The organism is Agrobacterium sp. RC10-4-1 (genome assembly GCF_014138475.1).
GTDB classification, from domain to species: domain Bacteria; phylum Pseudomonadota; class Alphaproteobacteria; order Rhizobiales; family Rhizobiaceae; genus Agrobacterium; species Agrobacterium pusense.
On record NZ_JACJIT010000018.1, the window covers coordinates 1 to 18,817 of the forward strand.

Genomic DNA, 18,817 nt, shown 5'->3' on the forward strand with positions numbered 1-18,817 from the left:
GGTCTAGACATAGATCCTCACATTCAAAGAACTCGTATGCCCGAAATACCTTACTCAGCAGCAGACCAGCCAGATGGGGTCTCCTTGCCGCTTACGATGAACTGAAGGCAATTAAATCCTCAACTGCATTCCGCCTCCTACGCCGCGCCAGTTTAATTTAAGAAAACTGCGCAGGTGTCGTGGTGGAAATTACGCCCTAATGGCGCCCAATTCAGCGAGTGCCGAAGAGGACCTATCCCACGGACGAGGTTTTATACCGGCGAACTATGACGCGACGTGCGATCTTCGTTTAGACGGCTTAAGCCTTAACATTCTCCGCTCCACCAGATGCCATGATAGAGCCCCAAGCAGCAACGATGGAAACAGCGAAAGCAAAAAGTTCCACCAGTGACTCGAGTGCGGAAGCAAGCCAGCCACGACCTGCTGCACGAGAAAGCCGTAGAGATACGTGCCGTACGAAACGTCGCCGAAACGGTCGAAGTAACCGAGGATAGGCGAACTGGCATTTCCCAGTGACAACGTCACGTACGGGACCAAAATTAGACTGATGATTTCAGAGCTGGACCAGTTGAAAGCCATCATAGGCAACAAAGCTACTAAGACCAACGCTATCTGTAGATCATATGGTCGGTGCGATAACTCGTACTTCTTATAGAAAGCACCCCAGAAAAAATACGGCGCCATCTCAAGTCCGTTGACGAGATTTGTACCCCAAAAAACCGGAGCGTGCTCCGGAATCGCAATTCTGGTAAACCAGACGGAAGCAACTGATAACGCGAGCGCAAAAAATCCTAATGAAGCAGGACTTCTAAATGCAACCAAAACAACCGGCGTCAAAATATACATCGCGAATTCAACAGGTAACGTCCACAGCGAACCATTTACCGCGTTCGGATATACGTTATCCGCAAACAGGCCAGGGAGAAAGTAGTTTGGCAGCAAAATGATATTTGAAAGATATGCCCATGTGCTCGATGACTTAAAATAATCTTTCAGCCCAATCTCAGAGAAAAGGGGCCCCACAATAAACACTGACAAGATTATCAAAACTATCAGGCCAGGAAAAATGCGCAGAGCGCGTCGTAAAAAATACCTGAGGATATCAGGATCTCTCGACCAACTCTCCGAAATAAGGTAACCGGAGATAACGAAAAAGACCTTTACGGCAAGCGTCGAGATCGGGCTTCCAAGATAGCCAGCTGCTCCGCTGCCCGTCAAGGGAAATGAATGACCAAGTATAACACTAATAGCTGCAATTAGACGTATTCCTCCAAAATTGTCGGAGGATGCACGGACGTCATTCATGAGAAATATCCTGCTATTTCCGGCTTCCACGGCGAAAAATTCTCGTTCTACGCCAGGAGCTGGACCGTTTTAAACGTTGAAGCACATCCGCGAGTTGCAATTCACTCATATTCTCCAGATCGGAGATCGTAATGTCTCTGCGTCCCCGAACCATTGCTGGCCAACGCAATGGCTGGGACCATCTCCAGCTTTTCGAAGAAAGTATCTTCCTAACTTCTTCACGATAAGCGCTAGAGCTAGGCACCTCACCCGGTGTATGCCAGCCTGAATTCGCAAGCGTTCGTAACTCACGAATGTAACGAGCGGATCCGGCCGGCAAAATAATCGGTAGCATGTCGATTTTTCTATTGATCGCCAAATGATTCGCCGTCCATTCGGCTTGATCGTGATCTGTTCTAGAAGATTCTTCCGAAAGTTTCCACCAATGGTACACAGCAGTGACTTCGTCGCACCAACTTACACCAACGATCAAAGCTACCCTCAGCAGGTAGTCCCAGTCTTCGGTAGTAGTCAAACTCTCATCGAAGCGAACATTGAGGTCATGAAACACACCTCGAGGAAAAGCTAGAGCAACCGGAGGTGTCTGATTAGCGACGAGGTGCTGGATCAGGTCAAATTCCGCAGCGTATGGCACCAAGGGGCCTGTGGCTCTGATGCCGTTTTCGCCATTCACGCAAACGGTTTCGATCTCTTGTCGCGCGGCGATCGTTCTCAGGAGCGCACCTGCCTTCTTTCGCGCCAAGTCTCGGAACGTGGAGACCCAGTGCGCCATCGGCACATCGTCATCGTCGAGAATAGAGATGTATTCACCCTCGGCCTGCTCGAAACCAACATTCAGAGGCCTCGTCCGATTTCCATCGTCAACTTTCAGGAATCTAATCTTTTCCCTTAACCAATTCGGACTATCATCAAGAACGCGCTCGATTTTCAGCTGACGATCTGCCGGGACTTTATGCGCAATTACGATCACTTCGAAATCGCGGTCTGATTGTGCGGACAGGGCGGTCAGCACTTCAACTAAACAATGCAGTCGTTTTCCCTGCGTCCGAGTAATAATCGACAAGAAGGGACGAGAGGGTTTTTTTTCGTCATCGCTCAGATAGCTCCTGTCTCTAGTTTTCGGTCCAGCAACGACCAGTCTCACGAATTGGTTCGTGTGAGCTGTCCTGTCGGTGTTGTTCCGCACCATCGACAGGATTTGGTTTAACGTTGTCCCAGTTGCCAAAGCGGGGTGCGTCCGCGGAAAAGCCTGATCGCTTTCTGAGATGTTTACGTCGCACTGATCGACCATATGCAGGCCCACGGTCCCTAAAGTCCGCTTCAATGTAGCTTCGCTGTAAAGCCTCACGTGTGTATGATCGAGGAGACCTTCCCTGGTGTAAGACCAGTTTCCGAGCGCCAACTTAAATCCGATATCCATGTGAGCGACATTCGGAACGCTTACAACAGCCGGAGCATTATTCCTCTTGATCAACTCCCGAAGAACCTCGAGGACCATCTCCCCATTGGTAAGATGTTCAAGCGTATCAAGCAGAGTCAACGAAGAGACGTTGCGTCCATCCAAAATTCGCTCGATTCCAGCAAAAGTCTGTTCGTACGTGTCAAAAAGCAGTTCGTGTGCTTCAAACCCTCGAGCTCGCAGTGAGGCTATACCTTCTGACGCACCATCAATCCCGACGTAGTCGACCTGAAAGTCCGCAACCACCCTCTCCGCGATCCTGCCGTAACCACATCCTAGATCGAGATGAACGCCGCGTTGTCCCCTTTCTCTAGCATCCACACCGAGGTACTTGGTTAATAACTTGATGGTATGCCCGTAAACATTGTCCCATTCGAACGGATTATCGTAATGACCTTCAGAATTTAACATTAGAGCGGATACCTGTGCTTCGCATAAAAATGCCCCTCAAACTGCCCAATCTTGTGACCGGGATCGCGCGGCGTAGGGAGCGTGCCGCTCTCTTGCATTGACTCAAATTTCTTGACCGCCATTACCTGTTCATCGCCACCGTGGCGAAACATATGAATTATGTCGGCAACAATATCAGGCCGTGACCACTTGTGAGCCATCATCAACGCGGCCTCTGCTGAATAGCGAACTTCAGCACTGGAAGGGCGCCACTCACCCCTCGGAGATATGCGCTTGTCATGAAATACGACAGCCGCGGGTGTAAAAATCACCTTGTAGCCAGCTTCTCGCACGCGCCAAGAATAATCGACATCATCACAATAAAGAAAAAACGCTGCGCTATCGAATCCTTCCAGCGCCCGAAAAATCGTAGTTGGCGTCAGCGCACATGCTGTTGTCGCCCAACTTGTTACACCAGTTATAGAGTCATATGTTTTGGGATGCTCTATTGGTAGTTGCTTTGCTTCAACCATCCCGACCGACTTATCATCGAAAGGAGCGAGCATGTGTTGGAAAAGTCTCGGAGACACGACAACGTCGGGATTCAGTATCAACAGGTAGTCAAGCTCACAATCGGTAGCCAAGCGATTATGCCCGTTCGCAGACCCTATGTTCTCGTCGAAGAAAATGTAATCAATCTCGAAGGCCCAGGCGAACTCGTCTCTTAATTTGGTGAGTTCTCCCTCGTGCAAACACCGCGTGGGCGATGTATCACCATATACAACCTTGAACTTTCCGCAACACCCAGCAGCCACCGCTAAATCAACGGCACGTGAGAGGGCCTCGAGCGCGCGTCTGACAGAAAATTCATCCATATTATACAACACGGATTGTACCTGGATACTCGGCAGCGTTAATCTCTCTGTCTTGCTATCTGACATCGTTTAAACTTTCATCCAGAATTCGCGTTCAGTCAAAAATTTTAGATGTTACCTGACGCCATGAGCCAGTCTCCGACGCGCCTCATGCCATCTTCAAAAGATACGTGCATGGTCGACCCTGTCTGGTCGTGCAGCTTTTTAACGTCCGCCACCGCGGAGCGAATATCACCATCCCGGAATTTCCCGCACACTTCGGGCTTAGGGGCACCGTGATATTCCGCGATCATATTTGCTGCTGCCCAAATCGTGGTTAGTTCACCAGTCCCAACATCGAACAAATGATCAGTCGAGGTGTCATCGGACAAAACACTCACAAGTGCATTCACCACATCTTGAATGTGAACAAAATCCCTCCCGATTAGACCGTCTTCGTAAACAGGTATCGAATTGCCTGAACGGGCGACGCGGTGGAAATAGTTTATGATGCCGGTATAAGAATTAAACGGGGATTGACCTTCTCCGTACACATTTTGCAAACGAAGAATGCTAAGCGGGACCCGGAATGCCCCACACCAAGCGTTTAAAATCTGCTCCTGAGCCAGCTTCGTCGCACCGTAGATGCTTGTTGGCTTAGGGAAAACAGCAGAAGCTTTATGAGGAAGGGCACGGGCCACGTTGCCCGCGGGGCTAAGGGGATCCCACTGGGATTTGGACAGAACTTCATTCGATCTTGGCGCAGGATAGAACACCTCATCAGTGACGACGTCTTGCCACAGCCCTTCACCATAGACCGCACGGCTAGAGGCCAAAACGATTCTGTCGGGTCGCACCTCCGCCGCCGCGAAAGCATCCAACATAACGGTTGTTCCAACCACATTAACGTTAGCGTGGCGAGTTGATTCCGTTAGTGATTGTGCCGTTCCAGTCTCTGCAGCGAGATGGATCACTCGCCGGGGATAAAACTCACTGAGCAAGGCCAGCCATGCTTCCCTGTCACACACATCGTTCCTGTAAAGCAAAACCCGCTCGTCAAGAAATTCCGATTTTTGCCCCGTTGGATGAACTTGCTCCAACATGTTGTCGATCGCTATCACAGGGACATCGTCGGAGCAAATGAAGCTGCTCAAGGCGGAGCCGATAAAACCTGCACCACCAGTCACTATAATACAATCACGCATTTCACTGCTCCGGTTCAATTTGTTAGCAGACCACAGCCACGGGGTTGGGATGTCAGTACCGGGGCCATATACAACCATGCAATTAACAAATCTACGTTGCAAACAGCCTTTTTCCCCATCAATCGTCGATGGGCAGAAACATCCTAATAAATGGATAGGCTGACATGTTTTAGCGGCTTTTAAGCAAGCGGATATTCAACATTTCAACCTATCGTTTTCTCCGCTGTCGAGATAGCAATCTCTCAGAACCACCATAATCTGCGATCACATCTCTTATGTCGCCGCGCAAAGTCCCATCATCAATTTTCCCGCTTGTCAAATATTCTGCTACCACCATGTTCGGCGATCCATGATCAAGCACCATCTTTTCGGAACTCCATGACGCAATAAGCCGATCCCTAAAATGCGCGTCAGACAGCGACTATCGGACGTATTGACATGGCATTTGATGAAGACTATTGCCGTGACGCGAGCCGGAGTGGAGCTTCGGTCCCAGGTAGCATGGCTTTTCGACGGATTTGATTCAGAGTTCCTGATAGGCTAGGTAACGGCAGAGGTCGCGATTGGCGGTTCTACAATAAATCCTCAGCGATAATTTTTCCGCCATTCTTTTGACTAACGTCAGTGTAATGCGCGGCACCGTTATAGTTGTCGTTCGTACAATATTTAAATCGCAAGGATATCGCAGTGATCGGATCATTTTTGTCGTCTAACGACAAAAGGCTGCTAACGCGGCTCTTTAGAGAAAACTTTAAAAAGCACGTCGGCTGGTACTCTGCAGCAATCGCTGCCATGGTTGTCGTGGCGGGCATGACATCCCTTAGCGCCTGGATCATGCGAGATATCGTAAACAGTGTTTATCTGAAGCAAGGATTTGACGTCGTACTTCAGATAGCAGTGGCCGTGGCTGCGATTTTTATTATCAAAGGTCTCGCCACCTTTATTCAAAGCTACTACCTCAGCAAGGCTGGAAACAGTATCGTCGCCGAGCAACAGCGAAAGATTTATGATAGGCTGTTGAAGCAAGGCGTATCTTTTTTTCAGAACTTGCCGTCTTCAGATTTGCTCGTGCGGGTCACGTATAACGCGCAAGCCGCACGTAGCGTAATCGACACCATCGTGACGTCTTTTGTTCGAGATTTGTTTTCTCTTATAGGACTGATCATCGTGATGTTTGCCCAGAATTTCATTTTGAGCGCAATGTCTATGGTGATCGGTCCGCTGGCAATTTTCGGTGTTCGTCTTGTACTACGGCGCGTCCGCAAGATTATGGAGGCGGAACTTGCCTCCATAAGTGAGATTGTGAACGTAGTTCAGGAGACTAGCATAGGCGTCCGCGTCATCAAGGCGTTCTCGCTCGAAAAGTTGATGCGCCAAAGGATGAATAAGGCGGTGTCTGACGTTGAGCAACGTGCGAACGGCATAGCGAAACTCGAAGCCGCGACAAGTCCTATAATGGAGACCCTTTCGGGTCTCGCCATAGCAATGGTAATCGCTGTTTCTGGTTATACAGTTCTGGAGAAGGGAGGGTCGCCTGGTGAACTTATGGCCTTTATAACAGCCCTTCTTTTGGCGTACGAACCTGCAAAACGCCTTGCTCGCATGCGCGTGCAGATCGAGAGCGGCATGATCGGTGTTCGGATGATGTTCGAAGTACTGGATGCACCATTGACACTCACCGAAAAGAAGGATGCAGCGTCGCTTGCCAAAGCTAGCGGTGATGTAGAGTTCAAAGACGTGAGCTTCGAATATGTTTCCGGTCAACCGGTCCTCAAGGACGTGAGCATCCTTTTCGAAGGCGGCAAGATGACGGCGCTGGTCGGACCATCTGGCAGCGGCAAATCAACCATCATCAACCTCATGATGCGCCTATACGATCCACAAACCGGCTCGGTTGAAATCAACGGCATGGATCTGCGCGACGTTTCGTTCGCCAGCCTGCGCGAACATGTTTCTTACGTGGGCCAGGAAACCTTCCTATTCTCCGGCACCATCCGGCACAATATCTCGGTCGGTCGTGACAATGCGACGGAGGAAGAGATCATCGCTGCCGCCAAGGCCGCAAATGCGCATGATTTCATCATGAAGATGCAGGATGGGTACGACACCAAGCTCGGAGAGAACGGCTCCGGCCTGTCCGGCGGCCAGCGACAGCGTGTGGCTATTGCCCGTGCAATGCTGCGAGACGCGGATATTCTGATTCTCGATGAAGCGACGAGCGCGCTGGATTCAGAGTCGGAGGCTCTTGTCCGCGACGCCTTGGAGCGTTTGACGTTTAACAAAACCTCCATCGTTATCGCTCACCGTCTTTCTACCATCAATCGCGCCGACAAGATCGTCGTGATGGACAACGGTGAAGTGGTCGAACAGGGTAGCCGGCGTGAATTGTTGGCCAATGACGGTCTCTACAAGCGCCTCCACAGCATCCAGTTCGAAGCGGACGTCGCGTAATCAAAGAAGGAAATCGAGCGGCAATACCGCTCGACTTTACTTCTCTTAAAGAAAAAATGATTGGGACGCATTTGCTACGACGCGATTTGTGCTTAGCATGCTTCCCGCGTTAAAGCGGCGCGATCCATCATTGTTCTACCCCCTTAGCCCTACGAAACGATGATAGGCCGGCTGCCCCATGGCGTTGAAAAAATCGTGACGATTCCGCAGCGATGCTGAAGAATCGTCCTCCGCAAAGTCGGAACTGTACTCAGCCTTGATGGCCTTGGCAGACCGCGCCAAGTCGTGGCAGCATCTCGTGCATGAGATCATCAGGGGACATGAGCGGAATGACGGCAATCGGAAAACTGGCAGAGAATTTTGCAGAGGCAAGCCGAGACGGCGCGAGGATTCCTCTGGCAGAGCTTGAAGCGGAGGGTCTCGTTCCCGGCACCCTTTCCGAGGCCATGGCGGTTCAGCGGGCTTTTGCTGGAAACTGGGCAAAGCCGGTCGCAGGCTGGAAACTGGCGATCCGGCCGGATGGCGGGGCTGTTGGGGCACCTATTTTCGATTGCGTTAGGGTCGATGACGCCAATCTCGCTTCTTTTCCTCAACATGGTACCGAAGGTGTCGAAGTCGAGATTTGCTTCACGCTTTCCGCCGACATCCCTGCTTCAACCGCTGGGCGGATAACAAGGGCCGATCTGACGGGATTTATTGACAAGGTCCATCTTGGCGCTGAACTTCTCCGCTACAGGCTGGTGGAGGAAAACCAGGTGCCGTTTCCGCTCTTTCTGGCGGATCGGCTCGCCAACCACGGCTTCGTCATCGGCCCGGAACTGGACGAAGGCATCGTGGAGGTCTTTACCGGGAACGGCGAGAACCTGCTGCAGCTCACCGTTACAGAGGGAACGGTGTCGCTGTTCGATGCCAAGGTCAAGCATCCGAATGGTGATCCGCTTGCGCCGCTTGTCGCCTTCGCCAATTCGGCATTCAACACCGGCGACATGCTGAAGGCTGGCAATGTCGTGACGACGGGTAGCCTTTGCGGTGCGATACCAAGCGCACTTGCTGGCGACACGCGCGTAAGGCTGGAATGGGCTGGTGCTTTCACACTCTCAGGTCCGAAACGATAGCCTTCGCTCCTCAGGCTGCTACCGTTTTCCGGCAGCCTGAGGCCTTAATCCAACTCACGCGTTTTGTGGCACGTGGAACGTTACTTCACCCGCCCATACTCGCCGAGAAAATCGAGCAGGGCCCGAATACGTGCCGGAAGCGGTCCCCGTTGGCCGACATAAACGGCATGAAACATCTCCGTCTCACCCGTATCGAGATGATCGAGGACCGGGATCAGACGGCCAGCGGCGATATCCTCCCGCACGGTAAAAGCCGCAAGGCGAACCAGACCGACACCGGCAAGGGCAAGACGGCGAAGACCCTCGCCATCGCTCACCTGCACGCGTCCCGTCGCCGGAATGACGACGGTCTTTCCGGCGTCTCGCAACGGCCAGCCGTCGATTGATCGGGCGTAGCCGAATCCAAGGCGGTTGTGATCTTCGAGATCGGCTATTGTCTGTGGAATGCCATGACGCTCCAGATAATCGCGGGAGGCCGCGATGATCATTCTCGTCTCACCGAGCTTGCGGGCGACAAGCGTTGAGCTTTTCAGTGGTCCCGCGCGCACGGCCACATCCATACGCTCCGCAAGAAGATCGACCACCAGATCCGTCTGTACGATATCAAGCGTAATGCCTGGATGGAGCGCCAGAAACCGTGATAGGATCGGTGCAAGAATATGCGCTGCATAGGATGCGCTGGTGTTGATCCGCACGCGGCCGAGAGGCCGTTCACCTTCCCCGGCGGCGCGTTCGGCCTCTTCAAGATCGGCGAGGATACGGGTGGCCCGTTCATAGAACGCGCAGCCCTCGGGGGTGATCTGAAGCTGACGGGTGGAACGGTTGAGCAGGCGCGCACCAAGGCGGCTTTCCAGCCGTGCGATCAGCTTGCTCACGGCGGAAGGCGTCATGTTAGCCGCAGCCGCCGCGCGGGAAAAACCACCAAGCTCAACGACCCGTACGAAGATCTCCATCTCCCCTGCCCGGTTGATCTCCAATCGCGCCATGATGACTTCATCTCACAAGTGATAATATTTTCGGCATTCTATTTCATTGAAGAGCAGGCGTCTATCTTAAGACAGCGATTGCAACACAGCGCAGTCTTCACCCGTCAGATCGCAAATGGACGAGCAGAAGGCCACGCAGCGACGCGCCGCCCACGACCATTTTGAAACGACAAAGGAACGACCCATGGAATATCGCCAGCTTGGCAAATCCGGTCTGAAAGTGCCGGTCTTGAGTTTCGGCACCGGAACCTTCGGCGGCTCCGGCCCGCTCTTCAGCAACTGGGGCAATTCAGATGCGGCAGAAGCCCGACGCCTGATCGATATTTGTCTGGAAGCAGGCGTCAACCTCTTCGATACCGCCGATGTCTATTCCAATGGCGCATCGGAGGAAGTGCTCGGCGAAGCCGTCAAGGGAAGGCGCGACAGAGTTCTGATCTCGACGAAAACCAGCCTGCCGATGGGCGACGGGCCGAACGAGGCCGGCTCGTCGCGCTTCCGGCTGCTGCGTGCGGTGGATGACGCCCTTCGCCGCCTAAAGACCGACTATATCGACATCCTTCAACTTCATGCCTACGACGCCTTCACGCCGGTTGAGGAAGTGCTCTCGACGCTCGATACGCTCGTCCGGTCGGGCAAGGTGCGATATACCGGTATCTCGAATTTTTCCGGCTGGCAGATCATGAAATCGCTGGCGGTCGCCGACCGATATGGCCGGCCGCGCTATGTTGTCAACCAGGTCTATTACTCGCTTGTTGGCCGCGACTACGAATGGGATCTGATGCCGCTCGGCGCGGATCAGGGCCTTGGAGCCATGGTCTGGAGCCCGCTTGGCTGGGGGCGACTGACCGGAAAAATCCGTCGCGGCGCACAGCTGCCTGAAGGCAGCCGCCTGCATGAAACCGCCGGCTTCGGCCCGCCGGTCAATGATGAAGTCCTTTACCGCGTCATCGATGCGCTCGACGCTGTTGCGAAGGAGGCGGGCCGGACCGTGCCTCAGGTCGCTCTTAACTGGTTGCTCACACGCCCGACTGTTTCCACTGTTATTATCGGCGCGCGTAATGAGGAGCAGCTTCGCCAGAACCTCGATGCCGTGGGATGGGAGCTGACATCGGCGCAGGTAGCGACGCTGGATAAAGCCAGCGAGACGACTGCTCCCTATCCGCATTTCCCGTATCAGCGCCAGGAGGGCTTTGCCCGGCTTAATCCACCGGCCGTAGCACGTCAGACTATGCCGTTCTAGGGCAGGGTCAGGCCGCCTGAACTACAGGCGGCCTGACGAATGCGGAGCTTCAGGGGGTTTTGTTGGCGGAGCCTGCGTCCACCCGGCCCGAAAACCAGTTCGCCAGAATTGCACCGGAAATATTGTGCCAGACGCTGAAAATGGCGCTCGGAACCGCAGCAAGAGGCGAGAAATAGGCCGTGGCAAGTGCCGCACCAAGGCCTGAGTTTTGCATGCCTACCTCGATCGCAATCGCCTTGCGCTTGGCAAGCGACAGGCCCGTAGCCTTTGCCGCGAGGTAACCGAGAAGATAGCCAAGGCCATTGTGCAGTACTACAACGGCAAAAATCATCAGGCCGGACTGCGCGATGGACGCCTTCGATCCTCCGACCACTGCCGAAACGATGAGGACGATACCGATGACGCTTACCAGCGGCAATGCCGGAACGGCGGTCTTGACGAGACCGGGCAGCAGCTTTTGCAAGGCGGCACCCAGCGCCAGCGGAACCAGAACGACTTTGACGATGCTGAGGAACATCGCCCAGCCGTCGACGGGCAGGAACTGGCTTGCAAACAGCCAGACGAGGAATGGCGTCACCAGCGGCGCAGCAAGAGTGGTGACCGAGGTGCAGGCTACGGACAAGGCGACATCGCCCTTGGAGAGATAGGTCATGACATTGGAAGAGGTGCCACCAGGGCAGCAGCCGACCAGAATGACGCCAGCCGCGACTTCCGGCGGCATGGGAATGATCCGAGTGAGCAGCACCGCCAGAAGCGGCATGATGAGAAACTGGCCGAGCACGCCGATCGTCACATCGAACGGCCTTTTCACGACCTCCCTGAAATCATCGACCGAAAGTGTGAGCCCCATTCCGAACATGATGATAGACAGAAGCGTGACGATCCACGGCGCAATCTGCTTGAACGTATCCGGAAAAAAGAAGCCGAGCACGGCAAACAGGATGACCCAGGCGGCAAAAGTCTTGCCTACAAAAGCCGAAACGGCTGCCAGTGTTTTCATTTCCATACTCCCAAGATGATCATGAAACCCCGTCTAGACTCCTATGGTGCCCTGTCAAGGTCATTACTCGGTTGCTAGACCTCGCGGTCGAAAACGATCCCTCCGCCGCGATGCCGCCGTCGCCACAGGACTGCAATTTGGACGAGGACTCATCTATCCGCTTCCCGTTGCGCCGAAGAGAGCCCGAGGGCCGTGCACACGAGGTTTCAGATGCTGGTCTGCCCTTTTCGTCACGCGTTAGACCGCGTCGAACATCTCCCTGAACTCCGGATCGGCGAAATAGGCAAGCTTCTCGGCAAAAACTGGTCGTTGTCCGGCAAGGAACAGCAATTGTCCGTTCGCTGGAAGATTGCGCACCTCATCAGGGGTTAGTAGCGGCCGGCCGGTATGCTGCTGGCTGTATGATATGCCGGTCTTATCGGAATCGAGCGCTCTCGCCATTTTCTGGAACACGATCGTTTCCTGTCCGAGCAAATCAGAGATAAGGCGGGCGCTGTCAGGATCGTTGACGCCAAATACCTGCAGCACGCCGGCGTTTGACAGAAAGGTTCCGGCGCGGTGACCATATGCGGCCCGCAGCTGATGGATGTCCTGGAGGACAGGCCAAAGCTGGACACCATAACCCGCCATCAGACCCATCGCGCGTTCGACCGGCGCCTGATGCCCGAGCGATGCGAACTCATCGAGCAGATAAAGAACCGGTGCCACCGGTTTTGCCGGATCGCGGGCCATTTCGATCAGGCTTTGCGAGACAAGCAGGCGCAGCCAGCGCGAATAGGTCGAGAGGCGGTCGGGCGGAAGAACGAGGAACACCGTCATGTTGTTGCGCTTGAGATCAGCGAACCGGAAATCCGAGCGGCTGAGGACGGCCGTCATGCGCGGTGAATCGAGGAAATGCGTATGGCGCTGGGCTGCGGACAGAACGCCTGCAGCTTCGCGATCGGATTTTCCGAGGTGGCGGTTTGCGGCGCGCGCGACAAGACCTCTTGCCGCATCGCAGTCCTGCATACGTTTAAGCAGTGCTGCGAACTGTTCCGGAGCAAGGGTGAGGTACTCGCGAAGTGTTGCGAGGTGCCGGCATCGCAAAGGCTCCGCCGATACGATCTCGAGCAGCAATCCGGCAATCAGCGCTTTTGCCTCCTCGTTCCAATGCGCCTCGCCTGCCATTCCCGGTTCGTCGAACACGAGAGCGTCGGCAAGAGCACTGGCGTCATCCGCGACATCGAGGCTTTGGGGATCAAGCATGGCGAGGGGATTGAATGCGGCCGAGAGTCTGCCGGTGATCCCGAAAGGATCGAGCACATGAACCGGCCCGAATTTCTGGCGCGCACGGCTGGTGATCCTTGCATTCTCGCCTTTTGGATCGACGCAGATCACCGAACGATCGGCGGTCAGCAGGTTTGGAATGATCGTGCCGACGCCCTTGCCGGTACGCGTTGGCGCCATGGTGAGGAGATGGGCCGGACCATCATAGCGTAGGGGTTTGGCCGTCTTCGCATCACGACCAATGAGGAGGCCTGAACCCGATGAGGTGAGAGCGGCTATCTCCTTGTCTGTCGCAAAGCGCGCGGAGCCATGGGTATCATCGTCACTGTCCCCGAAATGCAAAATCAGTGGAGCGGTGATGACCATGCCGATCACAAAGGTGACGTTGAACAGGATGAACATAAATCCAAGAAGCCGTTTCCAGATCCGGAAGGGCATGGCAAGCAAAGCCCAAACTGCCCAAAGCGGATCACGCGCGGCGGCGCGCATCATGTTCTTGAATGCGTCCCGAGAAAGTCGCAACCGGTTCATCGATACCCTTCCGCGCTTTCGCCACCCTCTCCCTTGTCCGTCAATCCTTGTCCGATCAGATCGGCAAACAGCGCCTTGTCATTGTCGCGTGTCAGAAAGCCCGGCAGTTCGCGGCGCAGCCATTCACCGAGTTGTTTCCTGAACTCCTGATCATTCGAAGTCTCCACTTATTGCAGGACGAGCGAGCCAATCAGGACCTTGCGGCGCATATCGTTGTGGCGCTCGGTTTTTGAAAGACGGGCCTTCAGCGCGGAGCGTTGCGCGTCCAGTTTAGCCAGGCGCTGTTCGATGGTTTTCCTTGCCACGATTGTTCCTTCCGATTGCGGTCGCACCGGAACTGCCGCTGTTGACCACGGCTTTGCTCCTGGAAGACAGACCAGTTTCTATGAGGAGATCGACATAGCGATTGTGAGAGGAGATTGGACCCTGTGGTCAGGCTCAGCCGCTGGCGTTCGCGGCCTGTTTGAGCTTTTCGATGTGCTCTCGGCAGAGCGCCTCAACCAGCTTATGAAGTTCCGCCGTCCGCTCCTGAAGCCATGTGAGCGCCTCTTCGGAAACCTCGAAACGCTTCGAATAGCGTGCCTTGACGTAGGCCTCATTCAGAATGTTGTACCATGTGGTAAATCGCTGACGATCACGCGGCCAGATGTCGATCAAACGGTGATCACGACCTTCGGAAAGTCCACGCAGGAATTTGAGGTTGTGCGACGCTGGCGAGTAATTGGTCAGTGTCAGGAGGTAGCAGTTGTAAGCGGTCTCCACTGCTTGGTGGAGTAGGAAGACGGCTTTTTTATCCATCTCCTTTCCAGAAGCGATCTCGGCAAGCTCGAGAAACTCGCTTGCGCTCTTCATTTCCCGCTGAAAATGCTCTTCCGCCACCCTGAGTGCATCGCTTGGACTGAGAGGTTTGGGCCCTGCTAGTGGTCGGTCATCGAATTCGTAGAGGACTATGCCTTCGCGGGTAATATCGACGAAGAAGGCTTGCCCATCATTCAAAAAGTTGGTGATCTCGCGAGCGCCATGCACGATGAGCCCAACGGGCGTCTCGATCTCCTTGTCCCACATCAGCCGGTCTGTCGCCTTGTCCCAGTATTTGGGATCGGCAAGTTCCTTGTTGCTGACGATGACAAGAATGTCGAAATCCGAGCGGTAGCCTTTAGACGTATGCGGTTCATCCACCCAGGTGCCACGCGCGTAAGAACCGAACAGAATGATTTTGAAAATTCGTCCATCCTTCTTGGCGTCAGACTTGGAGCGCTCCACCAGATCAGTAAACTCTTCCTGGATAATCCCGACGACGCGCGCGAGCTCGCGCTGCTTTCGTTCCGGCAAATGTTCAAGGCTGGTCTTCATGTCTGCTCCGTTTCTGGACGGTATCCTGTATGGTCCATTGTAAACTTCTTTGGAACTCCGATTTTTGGCAGCCGCCAATCGATTGCCTGTCTCGTGCACGCAAATTCTTCCGGCGGGTTGCCTGCGCCCTCTCCTGTTTTGTCGAGCCGCGCTGCAAGGTCTTCCTCCGCTCCTCCCTTCTCCCGATCAGTCGAGCGATCGGTTTGCGAATATCGCCCTCCCCTGATCGATGCGTTTGTGTCCCTATTCAAACACGAGCAATTGTCACTTGGCGACTACTACTTTTAGTAGTCGAAATGCCTGTTCGTTGTTGCTAGCCTCGCCACCGGTAAACAGACAAGGGCGCACTTACGACTTGCCACGCAGTCGAGCGCTGAATTTCCCCGTTGAGAACCGGAGATTTCGTTTGGCGATTTATCATCTCAGCACCAAACCTGTCTTGCGCTCATCCGGCCGCAGTGCCGTCGCTTCCGCCGCCTATCGTTGCGCGGTTCTTCTCACCAATCATCGCGATGGCCTTGTGCATGATTTTACCCGCAAAGAGGGGGTAGAGCATAAAGAGATCGTATCGCCGGACGGTCTTTCTGCCGATTGGGCTCTGGATCGTTCGGCGTCGTGGAACGCCGCCGAGGTTGCAGAAAGGCGAAAAGATGCCCGCGTCGCCCGCGAATTCGAAATCGCCCTTCCGCATGAGCTGTCGCCAGAAGGGCGGCAGAAGGCTGCACGCGCCTTTGCCCGGGATCTGGCAAACCGCTACGGCGCGGCCGTGGATTTGCCATCCATTCGCCAAGCGAGCATCGTGATATCAGGAACCACCATGTGCATATGCTGATGACGACGCGACAGGTAGGCAGAACCGGCCTTCGCGAGAAAACCTATCTCGAGCATAAGAACGCACGGCTGCTGGCACATGGCATGGCCACAACCGACATGCAGCTTCGCGATATCCGGCAGGCATGGGAAGGCATTGCCAACCGTCAGCTTCAGCGCGAAGGACTGGACGTCCGCATCGATCATCGCTCGCACATGGAGCGCGGTCTCGAGTTGTCGCCGACCGACCACATGGGCGTGCATGCCTCGCAGATGCAGCAGTAGGGCATGGCAGTCGAGCGCGGGAGGCTGGATGACGAGGCGGCACGGCAAAACGCCGCGCTGATCCGGCAAAAACCGGAACAGGTTCTGACGCTGATCAGCAACGAGAAGAGCGTGTTCGACCGGCACGATATTGCCAAAACGTTGCATCGCTATATCAACGATGACGCCCAAACGTTCCGGAACGCTTTTGCCGCTGTTTTGGCCTCGCCAGCGCTCGTGGAACTCCAGGCTGAGGGCATCGATCCAGAGAATGGCGAGGTTTCCAATGCGCGCTATTCGACGCGGGAGATGATCGATCTCAAACTCGCAATGGCGCGATCGGCGGAGCGGCTGCATCAGGCGCAGTCCCACGGTGTCGATCATCGTCATGTCGAGCGTGCGATAGAAAAACAAGATCACGCTCTTCGGACAAGCTCCGGCGGAATGGTGTCTGCGAGCGATCCTTCAGCGGGATTGTCGGACGAACAGCATCAGGCGATCGAGCATATTACCGGGCGAGAACGCATTGCCGCCGTGGTCGGGTTTGCCGGTGCGGGAAAGTACACCATGCTAGCAGCGGCTCGCGAGGCGTGGGAGGCTCAAGGCTATCAGGTCCATGGTGCGGCATTAGCCAGAAAGGCAGCCGAAGGGCTTGAGGAAAGTTCCGGCATAGAGAGCCGCACTCTGGCGTCATGGTCATACAGCTGGGACCATGGCCGGGATCTGATCGGCCGACGTGACGTGTTCGTCATCGATGAGGCCGGCATGGTCGGCAGCCGTCAGCTTGCCCGGTTCATCGGAGAAGCGGAGGAGCGCGGCGCAAAGATCGTGCTTGTCGGTGACCATGAGCAACTGCAGGCAATCGGCGCCGGTGCTCCTTTCAGGGCGATTGCCGAACAGATCGGCCATGTCGAGCTTTCCGGCATTCGCCGCCAGCGTCATGATTGGCAGAGGCAAGCATCGGTTGCCTTTGCGACCCACAAAACGGCCGACGGCCTCGCCGCCTACCGCGATCACGGCGATATCCACTTTGCAGAAAGCCGCGACAAAGCGATGGCGCAGATCGTGCGTGATTATGTCGCCGACAGTGCTGAGCATCCGGATGGCACCCGGGTTGCCATGGCGCACCGCCGTGCCGATGTGCGCGCGCTCAATGTTGCTATCCGAGCCGAGCTTCAGAACCGGCAAAGCCTGGAGCGCAGCCACGGGCAGAACGCCGGTGCGGACCGTGGGGGTGTCGGGGATCTTGGAGAACTCAACTTCCAGACCAGTAACGGCAAACGCGCCTTCGCCGCCGGCGACAGGATCATCTTCCTCGAAAACAACCGCGACCTCGGCGTCAAAAACGGCATGCTTGGCACCGTCGAGCATGTCGAGCCGGATAAGATCATCGCCCGGCTCGATGGTCGAAGCGGCGACAGTGTCAGCATTGCCACGGACAGCTACCAGGCGATCGACCACGGTTATGCGACGACGATCCATAAAAACCAGGGAGCGACGGTCGATCGCGCCTTTGTGCTGGCGTCCGGCACCATGGACCGGCATCTTGCCTATGTCGCCATGACAAGGCATCGCGACAGCGTGCAGCTCTATGCAGACATCACGGAGTTCATCAAGGCGGGCCGGCTGGTTGATCACGGCGTTGCGCCCTACGAGCATAATCCGCAATCACGCGACAGCTATTTTGTGACGCTGGAGAATGACAAGGGCGATCAGCGCACGGTGTGGGGTGTTGATCTCAAGCGGGCCATGCGAGAGGCCTCGCCAAAAATCGGAGACAGGATTTTCCTCCAGCATGAAGGCGCCACGCCTGTCACGCTTCCGGACGGCACAAAGGCCGAGCGAAATGCATGGCGTGTCATCAAGGGTGATGAACTGGCCTACCAGAAGCTGGCAGGCCGCCTGTCGCGTTCCGGCGCGAAGGAAACGACGCTGGATTACATCAGCGACTTTGCAGAGCGGCGCGGGATCGCAAGCGACCAATGCATCGCAGGCGACCAAGGGATCGCGGAGCAGCTCGGGCTCAAAAGCGAGATCGAACTTGCTTCCGACCGGAATGAGCGTCAAGAGGTCGTGTCCCGCGCGGCCCATCTGCAACGGGAACAGCAGGGCCGGCCATCGGAACGTCAGCGGGTTTACGAGGAACCTGCCGGCGATCTGGCCGGCCCTGTTCGTCGCGAAGATCCTCGCAATCAGGTCGCCGGAAATATCGATGACGGACGGCAGGACGACAGGACGGAGGACAATAAAGGATATCGCCGCATCCGCTGGTCCGACCTCATGTCGCGAGACAGGGGCGTCCCTGCCCCCACAGAAGCTGTCGGCCAGCACTCGCCGCTGGAAGCCGGGAAGCCAACGCCGCGTGTGCCAGCCATCACCCGACACCAACGCAGCATCGAACAGGTGGCGCAGCAAAGGGCGATGTCCGTCATCGATCAGCAATTCGATGTAGTCGCATCTCTGGTGCGGCGCGTGTTCCGTGATCCGGCCGAGGTCGCCGCAAGACTGCGCAACGCGATGACCGACAAGGAAGGCAATGGCAAGATCATGGCGAAGGCCATGGCGGAGCAGCCAGAGCGCTTCGGGGA

Annotated in this window: 11 protein-coding genes and 2 pseudogenes; 4 read left to right on the top strand and 9 right to left on the bottom strand. The window is 55.3% G+C overall.

Annotated features, from left to right (window positions below; all coding sequences use genetic code 11):
* Nucleotides 1-264: 264 nt before the first annotated feature.
* From FHW77_RS26265 to FHW77_RS26280, 4 genes are read right to left on the bottom strand one after another with little or no spacing between them, the layout of a single operon-like run.
* Nucleotides 265-1,305, bottom strand: coding sequence for an acyltransferase family protein (locus tag FHW77_RS26265; RefSeq protein ID WP_182591079.1), 1,041 nt, complete (start codon nt 1,303-1,305; stop codon nt 265-267).
* Between the two features lie 13 nt (nt 1,306-1,318).
* Complete coding sequence (locus FHW77_RS26270; protein ID WP_182591080.1) at nt 1,319-3,175, bottom strand: methyltransferase domain-containing protein; 1,857 nt, start codon at nt 3,173-3,175, stop codon at nt 1,319-1,321.
* Complete coding sequence (locus tag FHW77_RS26275; RefSeq protein WP_210277091.1) at nt 3,175-4,095, bottom strand: glycosyltransferase family protein; 921 nt, start codon at nt 4,093-4,095, stop codon at nt 3,175-3,177. The genes FHW77_RS26270 and FHW77_RS26275 overlap by 1 nt, the downstream gene beginning before the upstream one ends.
* Before the next feature lie 41 nt (nt 4,096-4,136).
* Nucleotides 4,137-5,213 carry an NAD-dependent epimerase/dehydratase family protein gene (locus FHW77_RS26280; RefSeq protein ID WP_182591081.1) on the bottom strand — a complete coding sequence of 359 codons (1,077 nt, stop codon included), beginning with the start codon at nt 5,211-5,213 and terminating at the stop codon, nt 4,137-4,139.
* 687 nt (nt 5,214-5,900) lie between these two features.
* Here FHW77_RS26280 and FHW77_RS26285 point away from each other — a divergent pair.
* Together FHW77_RS26285 and FHW77_RS26290 are read left to right on the top strand one after the other, a co-directional pair.
* Nucleotides 5,901-7,664, top strand: coding sequence for an ABC transporter ATP-binding protein (locus tag FHW77_RS26285; RefSeq protein WP_182591082.1), 1,764 nt, complete (start codon nt 5,901-5,903; stop codon nt 7,662-7,664).
* Between the two features lie 329 nt (nt 7,665-7,993).
* Entirely contained in the window at nt 7,994-8,779 is a 786-nt protein-coding gene (locus FHW77_RS26290; RefSeq protein WP_182591083.1) for a 2-keto-4-pentenoate hydratase, read from the top strand.
* Between the two features lie 80 nt (nt 8,780-8,859).
* Here the strand turns inward: FHW77_RS26290 and FHW77_RS26295 are convergent, their stop codons facing one another.
* The gene (locus FHW77_RS26295; RefSeq protein WP_182591084.1) at nt 8,860-9,765 is read right to left on the bottom strand and encodes a LysR family transcriptional regulator; all 906 of its coding nucleotides are present in this window, start codon (nt 9,763-9,765) and stop codon (nt 8,860-8,862) included.
* A gap of 184 nt (nt 9,766-9,949) precedes the next feature.
* Here FHW77_RS26295 and FHW77_RS26300 point away from each other — a divergent pair, with 184 nt between their 5' ends.
* The gene (locus tag FHW77_RS26300) at nt 9,950-11,005 is read left to right on the top strand and encodes an aldo/keto reductase (protein ID WP_182591089.1); all 1,056 of its coding nucleotides are present in this window, start codon (nt 9,950-9,952) and stop codon (nt 11,003-11,005) included.
* Between the two features lie 49 nt (nt 11,006-11,054).
* On the opposite strand, the gene FHW77_RS26305 is transcribed toward FHW77_RS26300, so the two are convergent.
* From FHW77_RS26305 to FHW77_RS26320, 4 genes and pseudogenes are all read right to left on the bottom strand, one after another.
* Nucleotides 11,055-12,005, bottom strand: coding sequence for a bile acid:sodium symporter family protein (locus FHW77_RS26305; protein WP_182591085.1), 951 nt, complete (start codon nt 12,003-12,005; stop codon nt 11,055-11,057).
* A 237-nt stretch (nt 12,006-12,242) separates the two neighbouring features.
* Nucleotides 12,243-13,802, bottom strand: a complete 1,560-nt coding sequence (locus FHW77_RS26310; protein ID WP_182591086.1) for a type IV secretory system conjugative DNA transfer family protein — start codon at nt 13,800-13,802, stop codon at nt 12,243-12,245.
* A pseudogene (locus FHW77_RS26315) lies at nt 13,799-14,107 on the bottom strand (mobilization protein). The gene FHW77_RS26310 and the pseudogene FHW77_RS26315 overlap by 4 nt, the downstream one beginning before the upstream one ends.
* A 133-nt stretch (nt 14,108-14,240) precedes the next feature.
* Nucleotides 14,241-15,155, bottom strand: coding sequence for a nucleotidyltransferase and HEPN domain-containing protein (locus tag FHW77_RS26320; RefSeq protein ID WP_182591087.1), 915 nt, complete (start codon nt 15,153-15,155; stop codon nt 14,241-14,243).
* A 406-nt stretch (nt 15,156-15,561) separates the two neighbouring features.
* Between FHW77_RS26320 and traA the strand changes: the two are divergent.
* A pseudogene (gene traA, locus FHW77_RS26325) lies at nt 15,562-18,817 on the top strand (Ti-type conjugative transfer relaxase TraA); the annotation flags it as partial.